18 protein-coding genes are annotated in these 22,621 nt (G+C 67.4%); 8 read left to right on the top strand and 10 right to left on the bottom strand.

Annotated elements, in window-relative coordinates; translation table 11 throughout:
- Positions 1–14: 14 nt before the first annotated feature.
- Both ACX9MO_RS19150 and ACX9MO_RS19145 read right to left on the bottom strand, forming a co-directional pair.
- Positions 15–1,349, bottom strand: coding sequence for a nickel pincer cofactor-dependent isomerase, group 22 (locus ACX9MO_RS19150; RefSeq protein ID WP_462213001.1), 1,335 nt, complete (start codon positions 1,347–1,349; stop codon positions 15–17).
- A 364-nt stretch (positions 1,350–1,713) separates the two neighbouring features.
- Positions 1,714–3,261 (bottom strand): UxaA family hydrolase, encoded by a 1,548-nt coding sequence (locus tag ACX9MO_RS19145; protein WP_462213000.1) that lies wholly within the window; start codon positions 3,259–3,261, stop codon positions 1,714–1,716.
- 121 nt (positions 3,262–3,382) lie between these two features.
- On the opposite strand from ACX9MO_RS19145, the gene ACX9MO_RS19140 reads away from it, so the two are divergent.
- Complete coding sequence (locus ACX9MO_RS19140; protein WP_462212999.1) at positions 3,383–4,135, top strand: GntR family transcriptional regulator; 753 nt, start codon at positions 3,383–3,385, stop codon at positions 4,133–4,135.
- A gap of 338 nt (positions 4,136–4,473) precedes the next feature.
- Here ACX9MO_RS19140 and ACX9MO_RS19135 read toward each other — a convergent pair whose 3' ends face one another.
- Genes ACX9MO_RS19135 through araD form a run of 3 tightly spaced genes read right to left on the bottom strand, consistent with a single transcriptional unit; the run spans position 4,474 to position 7,845 of the window.
- Complete coding sequence (locus ACX9MO_RS19135) at positions 4,474–5,184, bottom strand: ribonuclease activity regulator RraA (protein WP_462212998.1); 711 nt, start codon at positions 5,182–5,184, stop codon at positions 4,474–4,476.
- Positions 5,181–6,095 (bottom strand): dihydrodipicolinate synthase family protein, encoded by a 915-nt coding sequence (locus ACX9MO_RS19130; RefSeq protein WP_462212997.1) that lies wholly within the window; start codon positions 6,093–6,095, stop codon positions 5,181–5,183. The genes ACX9MO_RS19135 and ACX9MO_RS19130 overlap by 4 nt, the downstream gene beginning before the upstream one ends.
- Before the next feature lie 10 nt (positions 6,096–6,105).
- Positions 6,106–7,845, bottom strand: a complete 1,740-nt coding sequence (gene araD / locus ACX9MO_RS19125) for an L-arabinonate dehydratase (RefSeq protein WP_222490147.1) — start codon at positions 7,843–7,845, stop codon at positions 6,106–6,108.
- Positions 7,846–7,984: 139 nt separating this feature from the next.
- Here araD and ACX9MO_RS19120 point away from each other — a divergent pair, with 139 nt between their 5' ends.
- Positions 7,985–8,755 carry an HpcH/HpaI aldolase family protein gene (locus ACX9MO_RS19120; protein ID WP_462212996.1) on the top strand — a complete coding sequence of 257 codons (771 nt, stop codon included), beginning with the start codon at positions 7,985–7,987 and terminating at the stop codon, positions 8,753–8,755.
- Between the two features lie 112 nt (positions 8,756–8,867).
- Here the strand turns inward: ACX9MO_RS19120 and ACX9MO_RS19115 are convergent, their stop codons facing one another.
- On the bottom strand, positions 8,868–9,563 hold the full coding sequence (locus ACX9MO_RS19115) for a GntR family transcriptional regulator (RefSeq protein ID WP_462212995.1): 696 nt from the start codon (positions 9,561–9,563) through the stop codon (positions 8,868–8,870).
- A gap of 139 nt (positions 9,564–9,702) precedes the next feature.
- On the opposite strand from ACX9MO_RS19115, the gene ACX9MO_RS19110 reads away from it, so the two are divergent.
- Both ACX9MO_RS19110 and ACX9MO_RS19105 read left to right on the top strand, forming a co-directional pair.
- Positions 9,703–11,232 (top strand): aldehyde dehydrogenase (NADP(+)), encoded by a 1,530-nt coding sequence (locus ACX9MO_RS19110; RefSeq protein WP_462212994.1) that lies wholly within the window; start codon positions 9,703–9,705, stop codon positions 11,230–11,232.
- 10 nt (positions 11,233–11,242) lie between these two features.
- The gene (locus ACX9MO_RS19105) at positions 11,243–12,148 is read left to right on the top strand and encodes a 5-dehydro-4-deoxyglucarate dehydratase (protein ID WP_261397861.1); all 906 of its coding nucleotides are present in this window, start codon (positions 11,243–11,245) and stop codon (positions 12,146–12,148) included.
- A 594-nt stretch (positions 12,149–12,742) separates the two neighbouring features.
- On the opposite strand, the gene ACX9MO_RS19100 is transcribed toward ACX9MO_RS19105, so the two are convergent.
- The 4 genes from ACX9MO_RS19100 to ACX9MO_RS19085 form a co-directional block, all read right to left on the bottom strand.
- Positions 12,743–13,459: a FadR/GntR family transcriptional regulator gene (locus ACX9MO_RS19100; protein ID WP_222490143.1), complete on the bottom strand. Its 717-nt coding sequence runs from the start codon at positions 13,457–13,459 to the stop codon at positions 12,743–12,745.
- Positions 13,460–13,535: 76 nt separating this feature from the next.
- The gene (gene larB / locus ACX9MO_RS19095; RefSeq protein ID WP_462212993.1) at positions 13,536–14,294 is read right to left on the bottom strand and encodes a nickel pincer cofactor biosynthesis protein LarB; all 759 of its coding nucleotides are present in this window, start codon (positions 14,292–14,294) and stop codon (positions 13,536–13,538) included.
- Positions 14,287–15,114: an ATP-dependent sacrificial sulfur transferase LarE gene (gene larE / locus ACX9MO_RS19090; RefSeq protein WP_462212992.1), complete on the bottom strand. Its 828-nt coding sequence runs from the start codon at positions 15,112–15,114 to the stop codon at positions 14,287–14,289. Before larE ends, larB begins: the two co-directional genes overlap by 8 nt.
- Complete coding sequence (locus tag ACX9MO_RS19085) at positions 15,111–15,902, bottom strand: FadR/GntR family transcriptional regulator (protein WP_222490140.1); 792 nt, start codon at positions 15,900–15,902, stop codon at positions 15,111–15,113. The genes larE and ACX9MO_RS19085 overlap by 4 nt, the downstream gene beginning before the upstream one ends.
- 320 nt (positions 15,903–16,222) lie before the next feature.
- On the opposite strand from ACX9MO_RS19085, the gene ACX9MO_RS19080 reads away from it, so the two are divergent.
- The 4 genes from ACX9MO_RS19080 (at position 16,223) to ACX9MO_RS19065 (ending at position 22,486) form a co-directional block, all read left to right on the top strand.
- Complete coding sequence (locus ACX9MO_RS19080; protein ID WP_222490139.1) at positions 16,223–17,182, top strand: TAXI family TRAP transporter solute-binding subunit; 960 nt, start codon at positions 16,223–16,225, stop codon at positions 17,180–17,182.
- Between the two features lie 158 nt (positions 17,183–17,340).
- Positions 17,341–19,212 carry a TRAP transporter permease gene (locus ACX9MO_RS19075; protein ID WP_462212991.1) on the top strand — a complete coding sequence of 624 codons (1,872 nt, stop codon included), beginning with the start codon at positions 17,341–17,343 and terminating at the stop codon, positions 19,210–19,212.
- A gap of 123 nt (positions 19,213–19,335) precedes the next feature.
- Positions 19,336–21,033: a thiamine pyrophosphate-binding protein gene (locus tag ACX9MO_RS19070; RefSeq protein WP_462212990.1), complete on the top strand. Its 1,698-nt coding sequence runs from the start codon at positions 19,336–19,338 to the stop codon at positions 21,031–21,033.
- A gap of 28 nt (positions 21,034–21,061) precedes the next feature.
- Positions 21,062–22,486, top strand: coding sequence for an FAD-binding oxidoreductase (locus ACX9MO_RS19065; RefSeq protein ID WP_462212989.1), 1,425 nt, complete (start codon positions 21,062–21,064; stop codon positions 22,484–22,486).
- Positions 22,487–22,621 lie beyond the last annotated feature (135 nt).

Genomic DNA, 22,621 nt, shown 5'->3' with positions numbered 1-22,621 from the left:
GCCGAGGTCCCGCATCAATGGGTCTCGGGCCAGGGGTTCGCGATCCGCCCGTTCTCGAAGCGCATCTCCTCCAGCTCGCCCACCACCTCGAAGCCGGGGCGGCCTTCCAGTTCAGGCAGCATCGCCTCGGAGACGTAGAGATAGCCCAGGTGCAGCGTATTCGGGATGCGGATCAGCTTGCACATGCGCAGGTCCGCCGCCTCGCAGGTCTTCACCACCGCCTGGATGGCGGAGCGGTCGTCGGGCATGACCATGGGCATCTTGGCCTGCATCAGCACCGTGGAGGTGAGCGAGTTGGCATAGACCGCCTCGCGGTCGAAGGCCGCCTCCAGCCGTTCGGTCACCACGTCGGCCCGCGCCGCGCCATTGCCGTTGCCGGCGGATTGCGGCGAGAGTTCCAGCGCGGCAAGCCGCTTGATGTTGATCGTCGCCTGTCGCTGCATCTTCTGAGAGGAGAAGCGATGCGTGATGTTCGGGTCCATGCCGGTGCCGGAGAACTCCTTGCCGATCATGTCCACGACGAGCACGTCCAGCTCGCCCTCAGCCACTGGTGCCTCGGGATCGCCGAGGGGCAGACGGGGCATGTTGGCCATGGCTTCCTGAAGGAAGGGCTGTTCCGCCTCGATCAGCCCCTCGCTGTCCAGCACGACGACCTTGGCCAGCTGGTCATAGGCGTTCTCGATCGAGCCGAGCCCGAAGAGAACCTTGCAGGTCGCCAGCTTCACCCGGGCCTGCATGTCCACGTAGATCGGCACGTTGTCGATGCCGCGGGAATGGCAGCTTTCCGCGCCCGACTGCTTGCCGAGCCCGATGGAGAGCATCTTGGCCAGCCCGCTCTCGTTCGGGGCGCGGAAGGAGGTATGCGGCTTGATCCGGTTGAAGAGCACGATGCCGTCGGCCTCGTAGGCGTGCTTGTCGATCCGCACGACCATGCCGTTGTCCAGCGTGCCCACCTCGACCGTCTCCATGGAGGAGCGGATTTCGCAGTCCATGGAGGCCTCGGTCACGCCCAGCTTTTCCAGCACCTTGACCTGGCCCTCGGCGGTGGCGCCGCCGTGGCTGCCCATGGCGGGCACGATGAAGGGATGGGCGCCGCGGGCCTTGATTTCGTCGATCAGGGCGCGCAGCAGCTCGGGGAAGACGGCGATGCCACGGCTGCCGGCGGTGACGGCGATGGACATGCCGGGCTTGATCTTGCCCACGCAGTCGACCCCGGCCATGGCGTCGCGCACCGCGGCCGCCGGGTCGTCGATCCGGGTGGCGGGGAAGGTCTGCTTGCAGAGCACGATGCGCGGCAGCACCGTGTCCTCGACCAGTTTCACGTAATTCGGTTTCGCGCCGTCCAGCATGGTCCGATCCTCCCTAGACCCATATCCTCGTGTCGCAGAGCCGGGCGGGGCCGAGACCACTCCCCGGCTGCCCGCCCGTCCGCTTGATCCGCCGTCCGTGCCGGACCTTTGCGGGCCCCGCTCCTCCCGAACGCGGATCGAAGGGCCCGCCGCAGCGGACCCGTGTGTCTGGGCCCCGGTGTCTGGGCCCCGGTGTCTGGGCCCTGCCTGTCGACCCGGTGTTTCGGCCCCGTGTTTCGGCCCGCTTCTCTCAGGTCGTATCTGCCGGGCCGTTCATCTCGGGCCGGGTGTCGCAGCCCCAAAATTTTCAGCCCCAGATTTTTAGGCCGAAGTCTTCAGTCCCAAGGCCTTCACCCTGCCAGCCTCAGCCCGTCACGCCGATCGGCCAGGGGGCGAATTCCTCTTCCCCCACGCCGAGCGCTTCGGACTTGCTCTTTTCGCCCGAGGCGATCCGCAGGATGTGCTGGAAGATATCCTCGCCCATCTCGTCCAGCGTCTTGGTGCCGTCGACGATCTCGCCGCAGTTGATGTCCATGTCCTCGACCATCTTGGTGAACATCGGCGTGTTCGAGGCCAGCTTGATGGTCGGCGAGGGGTAGGAGCCGAAGCAGGAGCCGCGCCCGGTGGTGAAGCAGATCAGGTTCGCGCCGCCGGCGATCTGCCCCGTGGCCGAGACCGGATCGAAGCCGGGGGTGTCCATGAAGACGAAACCCTTCTCGACCACCGGCTCGGCGTAGCGATAGACCTCCATCAGCCCGGTGGTGCCACCCTTCTTGGAGCCGCCCAGCGACTTCTCCAGCACGTTGGCGAGGCCGCCCGCGTTGTTGCCGGGGCTGACGACGCCGTTGATCTGGGTGTCCTTGCCCTTGGTGTACTCCAGCCACCAGTCCATCCGCTCGACCAGCTTGCGGCCCACGGCCTCGCTGCGCGCGCGCCGGGTCAGCAGGTGTTCGACGCCGAAGATCTCGGGCGTTTCCGACAGGATCGCGGTGCCGCCGTTGCGGATCAGGATATCCGCCGCACGCCCCAGCGCCGGGTTCGCCGTCAGCCCCGACAGCCCGTCGGAGCCGCCGCATTGCATCCCGATGGTGATATGTTCGGCCGAGCAGGGCTCACGCTCGATCTTGTTGGCCTCGTCCAGCATCGTGCGGACGGCGGCCTTGCCGTCCTTGATCGCCTGGGCGGTGCCGCCCACGTGCTGCATGGTCACCGTGTGCAGCATCTTGCCCTCGGCGAGGCTCTGCTCCTCGAAGAACTGCACGAGGTTGTTGCGCTCGCAGCCCAGCGAACAGACCACGGCGCCCACCATGTTGGGGTGGCGGATATAGCCTGCCAGCGTGCGGCGCAGCAGGTCCATCGGCTCGCCGGTCAGTTCCATCCCGCAGCCGCTTTCATGGATGAAGGGGATGACGCCGTCGACGTTGGGCCAGTCTTCCATGCGCTCTTCGTCGAAGTAGTTCGCGATCTTGCGTGCCACGGTGGCGGAGCAGTTCACGGTGACGAAGAGGCCGATGTAGTTGCGCGTGCCGACCTTGCCGTTCGCGCGCTTGATGCCTTGGAACTTGGCGCGCTGCTCGGGGGGCAGGATCTCGGTCGGGACGTAGTCGCGGGCGAAGGCATAGTCTTTCTCGACCGCGTCGAACTTGATGTTGTGGCTGTGCAGCCAGTCGCCCGCCGCGATGTCATGGGCGGCATAGCCGATGACGGTCTCGAACTTCAGGATCGGCGCGCCGGCCTGGATCGGGCGCGTGGCGACCTTGTGGCCCTGGGGCACGTCGTGGTTGGCGGTGACGCCCTCCGTGGGCAGCGCCGTGCCGGCCGGGATCTCGCGGATCGCGACAACGATGTTGTCGCCGGGGCTCAGGCGCAATACGGGGGATCTGGGCTCGGTCTCGGCCAGCGTCTCGGTCATGGTGTCCTCCCTCTGGGTGGCGTGGCTGTCGACAAGGGAATCGACAGGGGCTGCCCATCTGATATATTAGATCTATCAGTCAGTCGGAAAGGCGGCAATGCAGGAATTGATCGGATCGGCGATGAGCCGCAGCACCAGCGGGCTTGCGGAAAGCTTCGGGCTCTCGGACACGGGGGCGGGGCTCTTCGAGGGCGGGCCCGCGGGACGCACCGTCTACGAGGTGCTGCGGACCCGGATCGTGCGGCTGGACCTGCCGCCGGGCACCTCGCTACCCCGGGCGGAGCTTGCCAAGACCTTCGGGGTCAGCCTGACGCCGCTGCGCGACGCGCTGCAGCAGCTGGCCGAGGAGGGCCTGGTGCGGATCTTCCCGCAGTCCAAGACGCTGGTCGCGCCGATCGACGTGCCGCAGGTGCGCGAGGCACAGTTCCTGCGGCTGGCGCTGGAGACGGAAGTGGTGCGCCAGCTGGCCTCCGAGGGGATCACCGACGCGGACCTGGCGCGGCTGCGCTCGATCCACGCGCTGCAGGAGAGCCTGGCCGGGGATGCCGCTGCCGTGCCGACCTTCCAGGAACTCGACGAGCTTTTCCACCAGGCGCTTTTCGCCGCGGCGGGGCACGAGCAGAGCCAGCGGGTCATGCGCTCCCGCGCCGGTCACCTCGACCGGCTGCGGCGCATCTTCCTGCCCGATGACGGCACGCCCACGGATACGGGACCGGTGCGCATGGACGCGGTGCTCGGCGGCCACGCCGACATTCTCGACGGGATCGCGGCCGGGGACGTGAGCGCGGCCACCACGGCGCTGCGGGCCCACCTGCAACGCACGGTGGACCGGATTTCGGAGAAGCGCGCGGCCTACCCGGATTATTTCGGCTGATCCTTCATCTTTCCCCAAATACCTCCGGGGGAGGCGCCGAACGGCGGCGCCCGGGGGCAGAGCCCCCGACGCGCCCCCGCAGGAGGCGCGCTTCGGATTTTTCGAAAAATCCGGTCCGGAAAATTCGAATTTTCCGGGGGCGGGGCGGAAGTGGACTGCGGTGTGGCTGAGAGCGGCGCCGAAAAGTCTTGAAACAAGACTTTTCCCAAGAATTTTTCTTAAAATTCTTGGCGTTCAAGCGGAGAGCTGAGGCGCTGGTACGAGAACGAAGAAGGGGGGCTGTCTGCCCCCCTGTCGCTGCGCGACACCCCCCAAGGATATTTCGGAGCGAAAGATGCTCAGCGGTTGTTGGCCTTGCGCCAGGCGGCGAACTTGTCGAGGTTCTCCTGCTTGGTGCCGGGATAGAGGCCGATGATCGCGGCGCCCTCCTTGACCTGTTCCACCACGAAATCCTCGTAGGCGGTCATCTCGGTCGCCTCGTCGGCCACTTCCTCGGCAAGATGCGCGGGGATCACGATGACGCAGTCGTCGTCGCCCACGATGATGTCGCCGGGGAAGACCGGGGCGTCGCCGCAGCCGATGGGCACGTTGATCTCGATCGCCTCGTGCAGCGTGAGGTTCGTGGGACTGGAGGGGCGCTGGTGGTAGCAGGGCATGTCCAGCTGGGCGATCGTGGCCGCATCGCGCAGCCCGCCGTCGGTGACGACACCGGCGCCGCCGCGCATCATCAGCCGGGTCAGCAGGATGTCGCCCGCCGAGGCCGCCCGGGGGTCCTTGCGGCTGTCCATCACGAAGACATGGCCCTCGGGGCAGGTCTCGATGGCGACGCGTTGCGGATGCTCGGGGTTGCGGAACTCGACCAGCTGGTTGCGGTCCTCCCGGGCGGGCATGTAGCGCAGGGTAAAGGCGGGGCCGACCATGTTGCGGCCCTTGGGGCCCACCGGGTGGACGCCCTGGATCACCTGGCTGCGCAACCCGCGCTTGTAGAGCGCGGTGGCCAGCGTCGCCACCGAGACCTGCATCAGTTTTTCCTTGGTTTCCGGGTTCATGCGGCGGCTCCTTTTGCAAGGCAGTTGGCTTTCATGAAGGCGTCGAGCGCCGTCTGCTGCTTTTCCGTCAGCGGCCAGGCCGAAGGCGGCCGGGTCGGGCCGCAGTCGTGGCCCTGCGCGATCAGAGCGGCCTTCACGCCCGTCACGTTGGTGCCGTTCAGCTCTTCCGCGCGGATGTCCTCGAAGACCCGCATCTCGGAGATGAGCCGGTTGGCGAGCGCATAGTCGCTGGCCTCCAGCGCGGCGTGGATCGCCATGGAACGTTCCGGCCAGACATTGATCAGGCCGGAGGTGAAGCCGCGTGCGCCGACCGCGTAGAGGGGCGGGGCCCAGACCTCCGCCAGGCCGCCGACCCAGACGATGTGGTCGGGGCAGATGTCGATGCAGCGCGCCAGCATCATCGGGTTGGGCGTGGCCCATTTGACGCCCTGCACGCCCTCGATCTCGCAGAGTCGGGCGATGCCGGCGGCGCCCATGGCGTCGTTGCGCAGGTAGAGCATCACCGGCAGCCCGCCGGAGGCCTCGCGCACGGCCTTGATGTACTCCTCGGTCCCGCGGGGCGAGACGAAGGGATCGGGCGGCTGGTGGATCATCAGCGCGGCGGCCCCGGCCTCGGCGCTTTCTTTCGCCAGTCGGCAGGCATCGCGGATGCCGCGACCGACGCCGGCCAGCAGCGGCGTACGGTTGTCGAGAAGGGCGGCCACCTCGCGCACCATGGTGCAGGCCTCGTCGGTGGTGAGCGCATAGAACTCGCCGGTGTTGCCGTTCACCACGGGCAGGTGGACACCGGCCGCGACCACGCGGTCGAGGATCGGGGCCAGCTTGCCGGGCGCGATCTCGCCCTTGTCGTCATAGGGCGTCACGAGGATGCCGGAGATGCCGCGCAGGGCGGTTTGCAGGTCGTGGGTCATGATCTGCTCCTCAGAAGATGTCGGGCTCGGGCGCCTTGGCGCCGAAGTCGTGGGTCAGGTAGTCGAAGTCGCAGCCCTCGTTGGCCTGACCGACGTGGCGCTGGAACATGTAGCCATAGCCACGGTCATAGCGCGGGGCAGGGGCGACCCATGCCGCCTTGCGCGCGGCCAGTTCCTCGTCGCTGATCAGCATGTCGAGGGAGCGGTTCTCGAGGTCGAGGCGCACGATGTCGCCGGTCTTGAGCAGCGCCAGCGGGCCGCCGATGAAGCTTTCGGGCGCCACGTGCAGGACGCAGGCCCCGTAGGAGGTGCCGGACATCCGCGCGTCCGAGATCCGCAGCATGTCGCGGTGGCCCTGCTTGATCAGCGCCTTGGGGATCGGCAGCATGCCCCATTCCGGGAAGCCGGGGCCGCCCTGGGGACCTGCGTTGCGCAGGACCAGCACGTGATCCGGCGTGACCTCGAGGTCCTCGTCGTCGATCGCCTTCTTCATCTCGGGGTAGCTGTCGAAGACCAGTGCCGGGCCCTCGTGCTGGTAGTACTTGGGGTTGCAGGCGGCGGGCTTGATCACCGCGCCGTCCGGGCAGAGGTTGCCACGCAGCACGGCGAGCGAGCCCTCGTGGTAGACCGGGTTGTCGAGCGGGCGGATCACGTCGTCATTGTAGACCACCGCGTCCTTGATGCCCTCGTCCAGCGATTTGCCGGTGACGGTGATCGCGGTGCGGTCGAGCTTGTCGCCCAGCTGGTTCATCAGCGCGCGCAGGCCCCCTGCATAGAAGAAGTCTTCCATCAGGTAGGTATCGCCGAGCGGGCGGATGTTGGCGATCAGCGGCGTTGAGCGGCCGAGCGCGTCGAGGTCGTCGAGCGTCAGCGCCACGCCGGCGCGGCGCGCCATGGCCAGCAGGTGGACGACGGCGTTGGTGGAACAGCCGGTCGCCATGGCGACGACGGCGGCGTTCTTCACCGCCTCGGGGGTGATGATCTTCTCGGGCGTCAGGTCTTCCCAGACCATTTCGACCGCACGCCGTCCACAGGCCGCCGACATCCGCTTGTGCCCCGCATCCGCCGCCGGGATCGAGGAGGCACCGGGCAGGCAGAGGCCCATGGATTCCGCGATGGCGGTCATGGTGGAGGCCGTGCCCATGGTCATGCAGTGGCCGTAGGAGCGGGCGATGCCGCCCTCGACGCCCAGCCATTCCTGGTCCGAGATATTGCCCGCGCGGCGTTCATCCCAGAACTTCCACGCGTCGGAGCCGGAGCCGAGGATCTTGCCGGCGTAGTTGCCGCGCAGCATGGGGCCGGCGGGCAGGTAGATGAAGGGCACGCCCGCGGTGATCGCGCCCATGGTCAGGCCGGGGGTGGACTTGTCGCAGCCGCCCATCAGCACCACGCCGTCAAGCGGGTGAGAGCGGATCGTCTCTTCCGTCTCCATGGCGATCATGTTGCGGTAGAGCATCGAGGTCGGCTTGGTGAAGCTCTCGTCGATGGAGATCGTCGGGATCTCGACCGCGAGGCCACCGGCCTGCGCCACGCCCTTCTTCACCTCTTCCGCCCGCTGGCGGAAGTGCAGGTGGCAGGGGTTCATCTCGGACCAAGTGTTCAGGATGCCGATGATCGGCTTGCCTTCCCAGTCCTCGGGCGCGAGGCCCATCTGCATCATGCGGCTGCGGTGTCCGAAGCTGCGCAGGTCATCCGGCGCGAACCAGCGCGCGGAGCGCAGATCAGCCGGGGTTTTGCGGGTATCGCCCATGAATTCCTCCCTCTTTCGCCTGCTGGCGGGGGCCGGTCCGGGACCGGCGACTCGGTGCTTGCCCGAACTGATATATTACCGTATCAGGTGGATTGTCGAGGGGCGATCTGCCCCGACCTGAATTGGAGGAGAACCGCAGATGCCGTCGCAACCGCTCAAGGGAGTACTGAAACCGGGGGCGCGCCTGCCCGGGATCTGGCTGTCGCTCTGTTCGTCCACTGTGACCGAGATCGCGTCGGGATCGGGCGTGGACTGGCTGCTGGTGGACATGGAGCACGCGCCCAACGACCTGAGCCAGATCACCGATCAGCTGCGCGCCGCCCGGGGGGCTGCCGGCACCTCCACCGCCGAGGTCATCGTGCGCCCGCCGTCCTCGGATCAGACCATGACCAAGCGGCTGCTCGACATCGGGGCGCGCAATATCATGTTCCCGATGATCCAGACCGCCGAGGACGCCGCCCGCGCGGTCAGCTGGACGCGCTACCCGCCCCATGGCGTGCGTGGTATCTCGGCCACGATCCGCGCCAACGACTACGCGCGGCAGGGCGACTACCTGACACGCTACGCCGACGAGATCTGCGTGATCGTGCAGGTCGAAACCCCCGAGGCCGTCGCCAATATCCCCGAGATCGCCGCCGTGCCCGGCGTGGATGCGATCTTCATCGGGCCGGGCGACCTGTCGGCGGCCATGGGCTATGCCGGGCAGGTGGGGGCCGAGCCGGTGCAGGCGCTGATCAATGAGGCGGTCGCGGCGATCCACGCAGGCGGAAAGGCCGCCGGCATCCTCGGCTACGGCGAGGCGGTGGCGCGCAAGTTCTTCGATGATGGGATCGAGTTCGTGGCCATCGCGGGTGACGCCTGGCTTCTGGCGCGCGAGATGGACGGTCTGGTGTCGCGGCTCAAGCCGTAAATCGGATCCCGCACAGACCGATTGGCAGACAAAGGGCAGGGCGGGTGCGCCCTGCCGTTTCATCTTTCCTGTTATCCCGGTGGACCGCTGCGCCCTGCCGGGCGCAGCAGCCTCAGCTGAAGAAATCCGGATGCGCGGCCCGCTGCTCTTCGACCCGTGCCACCGTGCGGCTGAGGTGATCGCGCATGGCGACCATCGCCGCCGCCGGGTCGCGGGCCTCGATCCCGTCGAGGATCTCGCCATGGCCCCGCAGGATATAGGCGATCTTCTCGCCCGAGGGCGGATCGAGCCGCCGCAAGCGGTTCAGGTGGCCGGAGCGCGCGCGGATCAGGGCGTGGATGCCGCCCTGTCCGATCCCGTCGAAGAGCGTCTGGTGAAAGACCTCGTCCAGCTCCTGAAAGACCGCCATCTGCGCCGGGTCGTCCTTCACCGCGTCCTGCATCCGCAGGAGCGAGCGGGCGCGGGCCAAGGTCTCCTTCGGCGGCTCTTCGGCGAGCCGGCGCACCAGTTCGATCTCCACCGCCGTGCGCAGGAAATGCGCCTCGTAGATCTGCGGCACGTCGATCTTGGTCACCACGGTCTTGGACTGCGGATAGACCTTCACGAGGCCTTCCTGCTCCAGCCGCTGCATCGCCTCGCGGATCGGCGTCTGGCTCACGTCATAGCGCTGCGCCAGCTCCGCGCGCAGGAAGGGCGTGCCCGGCGGCAGCTCCAGCGCGATGATCCGGCGGCGCAAATCCTCGAAGACACGGGTCGCGGCAGAGCCGCCCGCAGGTCGTTCAGGCGCCAGAAAACCCAGATTTGTCATTGCCTTGTCCCCTCATGCTCGCCCGATACGCTAACCCGTGCCGCAGGGCGGCGCAACGTGACCCCGCCGGTTGACGGATTGGGTGAATTAAAATATTAGTGCACATGAAACGCAAGATACCATCTCTCGGGAGGGGACCATGGACGGAAACGCACTTCACTTCACACCGCACGGCAAGCATCTGATCGCAGGCGACTGGGTCGAGGGCCCGTCGCACTTCAAGAACGAGCCCTTCGAGGGTCCGCAGCACGATTTCTCCGTCGGCACCGTGGACCATGTGGATGCCGCCTGCGAAGCCGCGGAAGAGGCCTTCTGGACCTACGGCTATTCCACCCGCGAGGAACGCGCGATCTTCCTCGAGACCATCGCCGACGAGATGGAAGCCCGCGCCGAGCAGATCACCGAGATCGGGCACCGCGAATCCGGTCTTCCCGTGGCGCGGATGCAGGGTGAGCGTGGCCGTACCACCGGCCAGCTGCGTCTCTTCGCGCAGCACATCCGCGACGGCGCCTACCTCGACATCCGCCACGACAAGGCGCTGCCCGACCGTGAGCCGCTGCCGCGTCCCGACATCAAGCTGATGCAGCGTCCGATCGGCCCCGTTGCCGTCTTCGGCGCCTCGAACTTCCCGCTGGCCTTCTCCACCGCCGGGGGCGACACCGCCGCCGCCCTCGCCGCGGGCTGCCCCGTTGTGGTCAAGGGCCACTCCGCCCATCCCGGCACCGGCGAGATCGTGGCCGAGGCCATTCACGCCGCCATCGAACGCTGCAAGCTGCACCCCGGTGTCTTCTCGCTCATCCAGGGCGGCAACCGCCAGGTCGGCAGCGCGCTCGTCCAGCACCCGCTGATCAAGGCGGTGGGCTTCACCGGTTCGCTGGCCGGGGGCCGGGCGCTCTTCGACCTCTGCGCGCAGCGGCCCGAGCCGATCCCGTTCTTCGGGGAACTGGGCTCGGTCAACCCGATGTTCATGATGCCCGAAGCGGTCAAGGCCCGCTCGGCCGAAATGGGTGCCGGCTGGGCCGGGTCGCTCACCATGGGCGCGGGCCAGTTCTGCACCAATCCCGGCATCGCCGTGGTCGAGAAGGGCGCCGCCGGCGATGCCTTCGTGAACGCCGCCCGCGTCGCGCTGGATCAGGTGGGTGAACAGGTCATGCTGACCGACGGCATCGCCAAGGCCTATCGCGACGGCAAGGCCCGTTTCGACGGTCGCAACGCCGTGCGCCCGCTGCTGGCCAAGGATGCCGGCACCCGCGGTGCACTGCCCAACCTCTACGAGACCGACGCCGAGACCTATCTGCAGGATCACGCGCTCGGCGAGGAGGTCTTCGGCCCGCTCGGCCTCGTGGTGCGGGTGAACTCGATCGACGAGATGGTCGGCCTCGCCAAGGGGTTCGAGGGCCAGCTGACTGCGACGATCCACATGGATGATGGAGACGCCGACGACGCCCGCCGCCTGCTGCCGGTGCTGGAGCGCAAGGCCGGTCGCGTGCTGGTCAACGGCTTCCCCACCGGCGTCGAGGTCTGCGATGCCATGGTCCATGGGGGTCCGTACCCGGCCTCCACCAACTTCGGCGCGACGAGCGTCGGCACGATGTCGATCCGCCGCTTCCTGCGCCCGGTGAGCTACCAGAACGTGCCGGCCTCGATCCTGCCTGCGGACATGAAGTGAGAGCGGTACGATGATTGCACCGAACGACCTGCGTGAAACGATCCGCACCGGGCTGCTGTCCTTCCCGGTGACGCCCTTCGACGATCAGGATCGCTTTGCGCCCAAGCCTTTCGCCGCGCATCTCGACTGGCTTTCCTCCTATCCGGTGGCCGGCCTGATCGTGGCCGGCGGCACGGGGGAGCTCTTCTCCCTCACCCCCGACGAGGTGGTCGAGGTGGTAAAGGTCGCGCGTCAGGTGGCAGGCGATGCGCCCGTGATCGCGGGCTGCGGCTATGGCACGCGGATGGCCTGCGACATGGCGCAGGCGATCGAAGCGGCAGGCGGCGACGGCATCCTGCTGCTGCCGCACTACCTGACCGAGGGCCCGCAGGAAGGTGTTGCAAACCGCATCCGCGCGGTTTGCAAATCCACCAACATGGGCGTCATCGTCTACAACCGCGGCGCCTCGCGCGTCTCGGCCGAAACGCTGGAGCAGCTGGCGGAGGAATGCCCCAACCTGATCGGCTTCAAGGATGGCACCGGCGACATCGACACGGTGCGCCGGGTGACGATCCAGATGGGCGACCGGCTGTCCTACATCGGCGGGATGCCCACGCACGAGCTTTTCGCGCAGGCCTATCGCGGGGCGGGGATGCCGACCTATTCCTCGGCCGTCTTCAACTTCGTACCTGAAACGGCGCTGAGCTTCTTCGATGCCTTCAGCAAGGGCGACGACGCCACCTGCGAGCGGCTGCTGCGGGAGTTCTACTATCCGTTCGCCAAGATCCGCGACCGCTGCGCCGGTTACGCGGTCTCGGCGATCAAGGCGGGCGTCAGCCTGCGCGGCTTCGAGACCGGCCCGGTGCGCGCTCCGCTCACCGACCTGACCGAGGAAGAGCGTGGCATGATGGAAGACCTGATCGCCGGGCGAAAGTGACAGGGGGCGTTCGATGGGTCCCGGGTTGTCGGGCCCGATTGATCAGGTCCAGTTTGCGCAACCCCTGCTGATCAGACCAGGTCGATCGGGGCTGAAGTGGCCGGGCCCACCTGATCGGCCACGCCGGTCCGTCATGTCCAATGCAAGACCCATCGGCCCCGCACATTCCGTGTGGGGCCGGTGGCGTTAGGGCGCGCGTTTTTTGAGCGGCGGCCGTTGAGTGGAGGCCGGTCCCGAGGCCGGTGGGGGCAGCAGGCTTGCCATAGGTGCCTTCAGGGGGTGGTTTGCAAATCTCCAGTGCGCTGTTTGCAAAGTTGGATCGGCCACGCGGATGGGGCGGGTTGCTTTGCAAACCACCTCTCGCCACTTTGCAAACTGCTCATTGGGGGGGCATTGGATGGCGATCTTATCAGGGATCGCCGCCGCCGCCGCTGCAGGACGGGATCAAGGTCTCTTGCGTTTGCAAGACCCGCTGGTGCCCACGTCTTCGGACTTTTTTCGGATTTTTGCGTGACGCGGCGGATCACTCGACCCGAGCACCGCCCGTAATCCTCCGGATCCTTCACCTCAAGACGCCGTCGGTGACCTCGCGGATCAATCGTCCCGGGCGGTGTCGGTGACCCGCTGGCGCGCCTGAAGCAGGTGGTAGGCCATGGTCAGCCCGGCGGCTTCGCCATCACGGGACTTGATCGCCTCCAGCACCTGTCGGTGTTCGCGCGCGACCCGGTCGATCCGCGCCTGTGTGCCGCCCCGGGTGATGTTCTGCGCCACCTGGATCGTGCGCTCGGCCACCTCGCGGATCGCGGTCAGCATGGTGACGAAGACCTCGTTCCCGCTGGCCTCGGCCACGGCGAGGTGAAAGTCGTAGTCCGCATCCAGAGAGGGCGCGCGCACCTGCATCGAGGCTTCGAGCCTCTCCAGCGCCGCCTCGATCTTGGCAATGTCGCGGGGCTCGGCGCGGATGGCGGCGAGGCGGGCGGTTTCCTTCTCCAGCACGATCCGCGCTTCCATGGCCCGCATCAGGCCCGAGACGCTGTCCGCCGTGGTGAACTCGATCAGCCCCTGTGGCGGTCGCTTGCGCACGAAGGAGCCGACACCGCGACGGGCCTCGATCAGGCCGTCCTCCTGCAGCTTGCGCAGGGCTTCGCGGACCACGGGGCGGGAGACCTCGAAGGCGGAGCAGATCTGGTTCTCGGAGGGCAGCTTTTCGCCCTGGGTCAGGGTGCCCGAGACGATCTGTTCGAGGATCTGGCCATAGAGCTGGTCCGAGAGCGTCTTGCGCTTGCGGATCGTCAGCTTGCCGTTGTCCATTCCGATGCCACCCGTTGCCGCGGAGCCGGCGCGGGCCCCCGTGATGGGGGGTATTATCCGCAGGCTGTCCGACATGTCAAAAACCGTCCGGGGGCGCAGGGCGCGCCGCCGCGTCCGATGGGGCGCCGGATGCGGCGTCAGGCGTACGGGGGGCGGGTGTCCCGGTCACACGGGCGAACCGCAGCGCGGCGCAGGCGGCGCCATAGCCGTTGTCGATATTGGTCACGAGGATGCCCGGCGCGCAGCTGGCCAGCGTGGCGTTCAGCGCCGTCTGCCCACCCGCCGCCACCCCGTAGCCGACCGAGGTGGGCACCGCGATCACCATGCCCGGCACGAGGCCCGCCACCACCGAGGGCAGCGCTGCATCCATGCCGGCGAAGACGATGACGACCTGCATGGATTTCAGCAGCTCCTCCTGTCGCAGCAGGCGCCAGAGCCCGGCCACGCCCACGTCGGCCACCATCGTCGCGGAGAGGCCGGAATAGGCCAGCACGCGCTGCGCCTCCACCGCCGGACCCGCATCCGAGGTGCCCGCACTGACCAGCGCCACCCGCGGGGTCACGGCCTGCGGCGGCAGCGCCCCGAGGATCGCGGTCCTCGAGAGCGGGCAATAGTCGATGGCCGCGCGCTGCGCCTCGGGCAGGGCGGCGTGCTGATCGTGGGTCAGGCGGGTCAGCAGCAGGCGGCGGCCCTCGGCGATGGCATCGCCGAGGATGGCCGAGACCTGCGCGACGGTCTTGAACTCCGCCAGCACGGCCTCCTCCAGCCCGATGCGCAGCTGGCGGTCGCGGTCGAATGTGACGTTCGGGTCGCTGTCGAAACGGTCCTCAGGCATGGATGAAGGCGCTCCCTCTCTTGTAGGCGCGCAGGCGCAGCGGCAGGTGGGCGGCGTCGTGGGCGGCTGCGACGGCGCGGGCGTGGTCGGTCAACGCGACCTGCGCCTCCGGTGTCAGGGCGGCAAGGGTCGCCGCGTCGATCTCGATCGCGAGCGCATCGGGCAGGCGGCGGCAGCGCAGGGTGACGGCGCCCAGCCGGTCGCGCAGCGCGCTCTCCACCGCGTCGATCAGTGCCAGTTCGGCGGGCTCCACCCGCAGGCCGGTCTCGATCCGGCTGGCGAGGCAGGGGGCGGCGGGCAGGTCCGCCAGATCGCCGAGGCCGAGGCGCCGGGCAAGGGCGCGGACCTCGGATTTCGGCATCTCCGCCTCGACGAAGGGATGCAGGATGGCATGTTCGTCCGCAGCCAGAAGACCGGGGCGGTAATCGCCGAGGTCATCGAGGTTGGTGCCCGCGGCAATGGCCCCGTCGCCCGCCAACTGGCGCAGGGTGCCATAGAGGTTCGACTTGCAGAAGTAGCAGCGGTTCACCGGGTTCGCGCGATAACGCGGATCGGCGAATTCGCCCGCATCGACCAGCCGCAGGGGCAGGGCGCGGGCGGCGGCGAAGTCCTTCACCCGCGCGGTGGCGGCAGCGGGCACGGCGGCGGAGACCGCATGCACCAGCGAGACCTGCCCGTCGCGGGCGAGGGCTGCGGCGGCGGAAAGCGTCAGCGAATCGATGCCGCCACTCAGCGCGATGGTCAGCCGGTCGGGCGCCTGCAACGCGTCGTGGAGCGCGGCGGGCAGGGCGGGGCCCTGGGGGCGGGGCGCGCAGGTCACTCCGCCGCCTCGGGGCGGTCGTTGCGGTGCAGGTCGCTCTTCTCGCCCTGGTGGTCCCAGAGCTGCCCCAGCAGGCGGTCGCGCGACAGTTCGAGGTGTTTGCGCATCCGCTTGCGGGCGGCGAACATGTCCTGCTCGGCGATGGCCTCGACGATGGAGCGGTGTTCCTCCGCGGCCTCCCGGCTGTCGCCGCCCCGTTCGAGCGCACGGTGACGACCCGCCTCGATGGTCTCGCGCAGGCTGGCGCTGAGGTAGTCGTAGAAGGCGAGGTAATAGCTGTTGCGCGTCGCCTCGCAGATCGCCCGGTGGAAACGCAGGTCGGCCTCCACGCCGGCGCGGGCGTTCTCGGGGCTGTGCTGCTGCTGCGCCGCGAAGGCCTCGACCGCTTCGCGAATCGTGGCGAGGTCCTCTTCGGTGCGGCGCCGGGCGGCGATGGCGGCGGCCTCGATCTCGGCTCCCATGCGGAGTTCGAGGATCTGGCCGAGTTTCCACCGGTTGTCCACGTCACCGGCGTCAATGGAGAACCCGAGGCGGGAGCGGCTGGCGGCCACGAAGGCCCCGCGGCCCTGCTGGCTGGAGAGCAGCCCCTCTGCTTTCAGCCGGGAAACCGCCTCGCGGATGACGGTGCGGGAGACATTCAGCTCTTGGCAAAGCATGGCCTCGGAGGGCAACATGCTGCCCACGGGCCAGGTGCCGCTGGTCACGTTCTGGCGCAACGCCTCGGTCACCTGATCGCTCAGGGTCGACCCGCGCGTCAGAGACACGGATTTCCCGAATATCTCGCTCATTGAAAGTCTCCTCCGGGGATCGACGGTACACTTGTATTATAAGATGTCAATATGAGGACCTTACAGGTTCATGTGCCGGGGGAATCGTTTCTGCACCTGCAAAATAAGGGAGTTTTCGCCATATTTTGCTTGGCAAGCACAAAGAGAACCGGGCTTACTTGTATTTTCGTTTGACAAGTTGTCACGTTGTGGGGGAAGTTGCCGGGGACGGCACGCCCGTGTCGTATCAGGGAGGAGCGACGGGCAGGACCATTGGCTATGCGGGAGGAGATCCGCGCAGCCGGCCCTGAGCTCAGTCAGCAAAACTCGGGAGGAGTTACATGTCTCAAGTTCTCAAAGCCGCCCGCGGCGCAGTTGCCGTGGCTGCCATCGTTGCATCCGGGGCCGTGGCCGCACAGGCCGATGAATTCGTGATGGCCACCGGCCAGCAGGGCGGGTCCTGGTTCCCCGTCGGCGGCGCGATCAAGGCTATCGTGGAAAAGGAAATCCCCGACCTGTCGATCACCGTCACCCCCGGCGCGGGCGTGGCCAACGTGGTCGGCGTCGATGCGGGTCGTTTCCCGATCGCCTTCGCGAACTCGATTTCGACCGTGGACAGCCTCGAAGGCAAGGAGCCCTTCCGCAAGGCGACCACCAACGTCTGCAACATCGGCGTTCTCTATCCGCAGTACTTCCAGGTTGTCGTGACCGCGGACAGCGGCATCAACTCGGTTGCGGACATGAAGGGCCACGACCTGACCACCCAGCAGCTCGGCAACACCGGTGAATACCTCACCCGCGAACTGCTCGGCACCGCCGGCCTGACCTTCGACGACATGAAGTCGGTCGCGCATACGTCCTACTCGGACAGCGCCAGCCAGATGAAGGACGGCCACGCCGACATCTTCACCCTCGGCTCCTCGCTGCCCACCGGCTCTGTCATGGACCTCGCGTCGTCGCGCGACATCAACATGATCGACATCGACGAGGAAACCTTCAAGCACTTCAAGGACATGAACGCCGCCTTCCAGCTGCGTGAAGTCAAGCCGGGCTCCTACCCGGGCATCGACGAGCTGAAGCACGCGATTTCCTACGACACCCACATGGTCGCGGCCTGCGACTTCGACGGTGAGATCATCAAGGCTGTCCTCGGCGCGATCGCCGACAACATCGACAGCTTCGGTGCGATCACCAAGTCGATGGCCGGCCTGACCGTGGACATGATGGCCACCGACATCGGTGTGCCGTTCCACCCCGCCGCCAAGGAATTCTACGAGTCCCGCGGCGTCAGCATGAACTGATCATCCCAAGCGGGATGACCGGGCGGGGCTGCATCGTGGCCCCGCCTTTCTCCGTCCGCGCCACAGGAGGGGCAGGGCGGTACATACAGAGCGAATGGAACCGAAACGGCGTCTGAAGGGGCGGTGCGGTTCCCACGGGCGCCAAGAGGAGGATCGCCATGAGCCTGAGTCTGTTCTCAAGACACATACCGCTGCTTTCGAGGATCGTACGTCTGATCCTGATCGGCATGGCGTTGTGGCATCTTTACGTGGCCTTTGCAGGTCCGCCCAACCCCTACGTGATGCGTGGCGTGCACGTGGCCCTGGCCCTGCTGCTCATCTACCTGACCCATGACTACAAGGGACGTCAGCAGGAGGTGCCGCGCTGGTACGACATCCTGCTCGGCGGCATCGCCTGCCTGGCGGCGCTCTATCCCTCGCTGAACCTCGATTACATCTACATGCGGTTCCTCTACGTGGACCCGCTGGAGCCGATGGACATCGCCGTGGGCATCACCCTCGTGGTGCTGCTGCTGGAAGCGACCCGGCGTATGCTGGGGCCGGTCCTGCCGATCACCGCGATCTGCTTCATGGCCTATGGCCTCTTCTTCACCTCGACCCTGCCGAGCGTGATCCTCGAACAGCTGTTCATGACCCCCGAAGGCATCTTCGGTATCCCGATCTCGGTGTCGGCAACCTACATGGTGCTCTTCATCCTCTTCGGCGCCTTGGTCGAGCGGATGGGCGTGGGCCAGCTCTTCATGGACTTCGCCGTCGCACTTACCGGTCGTCAGGCCGGCGGCCCCGCCAAGGTGGCCTGCGTGACCTCGGGCATGTTCGGCTCGGTTTCGGGCTCTGCCGTGGCCAACGTGATGACCACCGGCACCTTCTCGATCCCGCTGATGAAGCGCATGGGCTTCAAGCCCGCCTTCGCCGGTGCGGTCGAGGCCGTGGCCTCCACGGGCGGTCAGATCATGCCGCCGGTGATGGGTGCCGCTGCCTTCGTGATGGCGGAATACCTCGGCGTCGGCTACCTGACGGTTGCCAAGTACGCCATCGTCCCCGCGGTCCTGTTCTACGTCGCGCTCTTCGCCGCCGTCCACTTCGAGGCAAAGCGCCGTGGCATCGGTTCGGTCCCGAAGGAGGACCAGGTGCCGATGAAGCAGGTGCTGAGTGAACGTGGCCACCTCTTCCTGCCGCTGGCCGTCATCATCGGCGTGCTGATGATGGGTTACTCCGCTCCCTACGCGGCGCTCTGCGGCGTGATCTCGGTGGTGCCGGTTGCGGCCATGCGCAAGACCACCCGTCACTATGTCACCATCGACAACATCCTCGCAGCCCTCGAAGGCGGTGCGCGCAACGTGCTCTCCATCGCCGCGGCCTGTGCCTGTGCGGGTATCGTCGTCGGTGTCATCGACATCACCGGCCTTGGCCTGACCTTCTCGAACTTCGTGATCTCCGCCGCGCAGGACACCCTCGTCATCGCGCTGCTGCTCTCGATGGTCGCGGGCATCATCCTCGGCATGGGCATGCCCACCACCCCCGCCTACATCGTGCAGGTCGCCCTGCTGGTTCCTGCGCTGGTGAAACTGGGCGTGGAAGTCGAAGCGGCGCACCTCTTCGTGTTCTACTTCGCGATCCTCTCGGCCATCACGCCGCCGGTCGCCATGGCGGTCTATGCCGCGAACACGCTGAGCCAGGCCAAGATCGTCGAGGCGTCCATCGCCGCGGTCAAGCTGGGCATGACGGGCTTCATCGTTCCCTTCATGTTCGTCTACGAGCCCTCGATCCTGCTGCAGGGGGATATCTTCGGCATCATCACCGTGGTCGGCTTCGCGACGCTGGGTGTGATCCTGCTGGCGGCCGCACTGCAACGGTTCTTCTACGGCAAGCTCGAGTACTGGCAGGCCGGTCTGCTCTTCGTCGGCGCGATCTGCATGATCTATCCCGATTGGCGCGTGACCGTCGCGGGTCTGGTCTGCACCGGCCTCGTGCTGGCACGGCAGCTGACCCGGACCCAGAGCCAGCCAGTGGCTCAGGCCGGCGAGTGATCCTGACCCCGGCCGGCGCACACCGGCCGGGGTTTTTTCTTCCCCCGCATGCCCCGCGGAGGCCGCATCGGCCACCGCCCGGAGTTGGCATGCCCAGAGACACCCCGTGAAACGGAGACCCCCATGCTGCAATCCACCTCGCACCCGGTCCGCACCGGCGGCCAGATCCTCGTCGATCAACTGCTGATCCACGGCGCCGATACCGCCTATTGCGTGCCCGGCGAAAGCTACCTCGAGGTTCTGGATGCCCTGCATGACGTGACCGACCGTTTCACCCTGATCAATGCCCGCCACGAGGCCGGCGCCGCCGACATGGCCGAGGCCTATGGCAAGATGACCGGCAAGCCCGGCATCTGCATGGTCACCCGCGGCCCCGGTGCCTGCCACGCGGCCATCGGCGTGCATATCGCGCAGCAGGACAGCACGCCGATGATCCTGCTCGTGGGCCAGATCGCCCGTGACACCACCGACCGCGAGGCCTTCCAGGAGGTCGACTACCGCGCCATGTTCGGCCCGATCGCCAAGTGGGCGACCCAGATCGACGATGCGCGCCGCATTCCCGAATACATGGCCCGCGCCTTCCGCGTCGCCACCTCGGGCCGTCCGGGCCCGGTGGTGATCGCGCTGCCCGAGGACATGCTGACCGATGCCGTGGCCGTGGCCGATGCGCGCCCCTACGCGCCCACCAAGGCCGGTATCGTGCCCGCCGACGTGGAGGCCCTGAAGGCCGAACTGACCGCCGCCTCCAAGCCGATGCTGCTGCTCGGCGGCTCGGGCTGGGATGATGCGGCCGCCGCCGCGATCACCCGCTTTGCCGAGGCGAACAACATCCCCGTCACCTGTTCCTTCCGCCGTCAGGACATCGTCGACAACCTCTCGCCGGTCTACGGCGGCGACTTCGGCACCTCGACCGCGCCCTCGCTCTACAAGCGCCTCGAAGAGGCCGACCTGCTGGTGGTCATCGGCGCGCGCCTCGGCGAGATGACAACCCGCACCTATGAATCGCTGGCCTCGCCGAACCCCGGCATCCGGCTGGTCCATGTCTACCCCGAGGCGGACGAGGTCGGCCGGGTCTATTCCCCGGACCTCGGCCTCGCCTGCGCACCTTCGGTGCTGGCGGAGGCGCTGGACGGCGCGGACCTCGGCAAGGCCGATGACTGGGCCGAATGGTGCGCCGCGATCCACGGCGATTTCCTCGCCGATACCGAGGCGCCCAACGGTGGCGACTGGACGCTCGACATGGGCGTGGCTCTTGCGCAGGTCCGCGACAGCCTGCCCGACGACGTGGTCGTCACGCTGGACGCGGGCAACCACACCGGCTGGGCGCAGCGCTTCCTGCGCTTCGGCCGCCCGGGCCGCATCGTCGGTTCCACCTGCGGCGCCATGGGCTACTCCGTGCCCGCCGCCGTCGCGGCCTCGCTGATGGACCCCGAGCGGCTGGTGCTTTCCTTCGTGGGCGATGGCGGCTTCATGATGAGCGGCAACGAACTGGCCACCGCCGCCCAGTACGGTGGCCGTCCGCTGGTGCTGGTCTTCAACAACGGCGTCTACGGCACCATCCGGATGCACCAGGAGCGCGACCACCCCGAGCGTGTGTCGGGCACCACCCTGAAGAACCAGGACTTCGTGCGCATGGCCGAGGGTCTGGGCTGCTACGCCGAGCGGGTCGAGAAGACCGAGGATTTCGCCGCCGCCTTCACCCGCGCCCGCGAAAGCGGCCGCCCGGCGGTGCTGGAGCTGGTCACCGACCCCGAGCAGATCTCCTCGCGCACCACGATCACGGCGCTGCGCAAGGCAGCCCTCGCCAAGCAGACCGCGTGAGGCAGGGGGAATGAACGTGCAGACCCAAATGAGCAAACCCATGCTGGAGGCCCTGCCGGAGGGCCTCTACCAGACCCTCGAAACGATCGTCGGCGCCAGCTATGTCACCTCGGATGCCGGTGACATGGCCCTGCGCGTGGTCGAGGATCGTGGCCTCTACAAGGGGCTGGCGCTCGCCCTCGTGCGGCCCGGCACCACGCAGGAGGTCGCGGATATCGTCAAGGCCTGCCGCGCGGCCGCCGTGCCCATCGTGCCGCAGGGGGGCAACACCGGCCTCGTGGGCGGGGGCGTGCCGCAGGGCGCGGTGATCTTCGCCACCGACCGGATGAACCGCATCCGCGAGGTCGATCCCCTGAACTCCACCATGACGGTGGAGGCGGGCTGCATCCTGCTGACCCTGCAACAGGCGGCGGAGGAGGCGGGGCGTCTCTTCCCGCTGTCACTGGCCTCGGAGGGCTCCTGCCAGATCGGCGGCAACCTGTCGACCAACGCGGGCGGCACCGCCGTCCTGCGCTATGGCAACACGCGCGAACTGGTGCTGGGGCTGGAGGTCGTCCTGCCCGACGGCGAGCTCCTCAGCGACCTGAACGGGCTGCGCAAGAACAACACCGGCTACGACCTTAAGAACCTCTTCATCGGGGCCGAGGGCACGCTGGGGATCATCACCGCCGCGGTGCTGAAGCTCTTCCCCAAGCCCGCGACCCGGTCCACCGCCATGGTCGCCTGCGAGGGGCCCGACGCGGCGCTCGCGCTCTATGACCGGATGCGGGCACAGGCCGCCGACAGCCTCTCGACCTTCGAGTATATCGAGCGGATGGCGCTTCAGATGGTGCTGGATCACGCGCCGGGCTGCACCGATCCCATGGCCGAGGTTCACCCGGCCTATTGTCTGGTCGAACTGACCTCGCCCGATGCGAACGCCGATCTCGACGCCCGCATGGAAGCGGTGCTGGGGGAGGCCTTCGAGGCCGAGGAGGTCTTCGACGCCGTCATCGGGGCCTCCGAGGCGCAGCGCAATGCGCTGTGGAACCTTCGCGAGCATCTCTCGGAAAGCCAGAAGCCCGAGGGCGCGTCGATCAAGCACGACGTGGCGGTGCCGGTCTCCAAGGTGGCGGAGTTCCTGCATGTCGCGCCCGACGCCTGCCGCGCGCATATGCCCTCGGTGCGGGTCGTGCCCTTCGGCCACTTCGGCGACGGCAACCTGCATTTCAACCTGTCGCGTCCGCTCGACATGACCGATGCGGAGTTCCTCGAGGAATATCCCGCCTTCAACCGGATCGTGCATGACATCGTCGCCGGCATGAACGGCTCGATCTCGGCCGAACACGGCATCGGCATGGTGAAACGCAAGGAATTGCGCCGCTACAAGGACCCGGTGGCGCTGAAACTGATGGACACCATCAAGCAGGCCCTCGACCCCGAAGGGCTGATGAATCCCGGCAAGGTGCTCTGACTCAGGGGCACCGAGACGACATCCTTTTCTCCCGGAAATGTCGCTGGCATTCTCCAAACTGGCCGGGCCCTGTGCCCGGCCTTTTCTTGTCTGCAAAGGGGGCGCGGCCTCCGTCAATGCACCTCCTGCAGGCGA

It is taken from the genome of Pseudooceanicola profundus (assembly GCF_054919315.1).
Note: the sequence above shows the minus strand (reverse complement) of the source record. Positions and strands in the feature narration are given on the sequence as shown.

What these genes read in the sequence shown, in the direction of transcription:
- ACX9MO_RS19130 (WP_462212997.1), bottom strand. Translation starts at nt 6,095, where the DNA reads ATGACCCACGACCTGCAAACCGCCCTGCGCGGCATCTCCGGCATCCTC.
- larB (WP_462212993.1), bottom strand. Translation starts at nt 14,294, where the DNA reads ATGCCTGAGGACCGTTTCGACAGCGACCCGAACGTCACATTCGACCGC.
- ACX9MO_RS19075 (WP_462212991.1), top strand. Translation starts at nt 17,341, where the DNA reads ATGAGCCTGAGTCTGTTCTCAAGACACATACCGCTGCTTTCGAGGATC.
- ACX9MO_RS19100 (WP_222490143.1), bottom strand. Translation starts at nt 13,459, where the DNA reads ATGGACAACGGCAAGCTGACGATCCGCAAGCGCAAGACGCTCTCGGAC.
- ACX9MO_RS19120 (WP_462212996.1), top strand. Translation starts at nt 7,985, where the DNA reads ATGCCGTCGCAACCGCTCAAGGGAGTACTGAAACCGGGGGCGCGCCTG.
- ACX9MO_RS19105 (WP_261397861.1), top strand. Translation starts at nt 11,243, where the DNA reads ATGATTGCACCGAACGACCTGCGTGAAACGATCCGCACCGGGCTGCTG.
- ACX9MO_RS19150 (WP_462213001.1), bottom strand. Translation starts at nt 1,349, where the DNA reads ATGCTGGACGGCGCGAAACCGAATTACGTGAAACTGGTCGAGGACACG.
- ACX9MO_RS19110 (WP_462212994.1), top strand. Translation starts at nt 9,703, where the DNA reads ATGGACGGAAACGCACTTCACTTCACACCGCACGGCAAGCATCTGATC.
- ACX9MO_RS19115 (WP_462212995.1), bottom strand. Translation starts at nt 9,563, where the DNA reads ATGACAAATCTGGGTTTTCTGGCGCCTGAACGACCTGCGGGCGGCTCT.
- araD (WP_222490147.1), bottom strand. Translation starts at nt 7,845, where the DNA reads ATGGGCGATACCCGCAAAACCCCGGCTGATCTGCGCTCCGCGCGCTGG.
- ACX9MO_RS19145 (WP_462213000.1), bottom strand. Translation starts at nt 3,261, where the DNA reads ATGACCGAGACGCTGGCCGAGACCGAGCCCAGATCCCCCGTATTGCGC.
- ACX9MO_RS19140 (WP_462212999.1), top strand. Translation starts at nt 3,383, where the DNA reads ATGAGCCGCAGCACCAGCGGGCTTGCGGAAAGCTTCGGGCTCTCGGAC.
- ACX9MO_RS19070 (WP_462212990.1), top strand. Translation starts at nt 19,336, where the DNA reads ATGCTGCAATCCACCTCGCACCCGGTCCGCACCGGCGGCCAGATCCTC.
- ACX9MO_RS19085 (WP_222490140.1), bottom strand. Translation starts at nt 15,902, where the DNA reads ATGAGCGAGATATTCGGGAAATCCGTGTCTCTGACGCGCGGGTCGACC.
- ACX9MO_RS19080 (WP_222490139.1), top strand. Translation starts at nt 16,223, where the DNA reads ATGTCTCAAGTTCTCAAAGCCGCCCGCGGCGCAGTTGCCGTGGCTGCC.
- ACX9MO_RS19065 (WP_462212989.1), top strand. Translation starts at nt 21,062, where the DNA reads ATGAGCAAACCCATGCTGGAGGCCCTGCCGGAGGGCCTCTACCAGACC.
- ACX9MO_RS19135 (WP_462212998.1), bottom strand. Translation starts at nt 5,184, where the DNA reads ATGAACCCGGAAACCAAGGAAAAACTGATGCAGGTCTCGGTGGCGACG.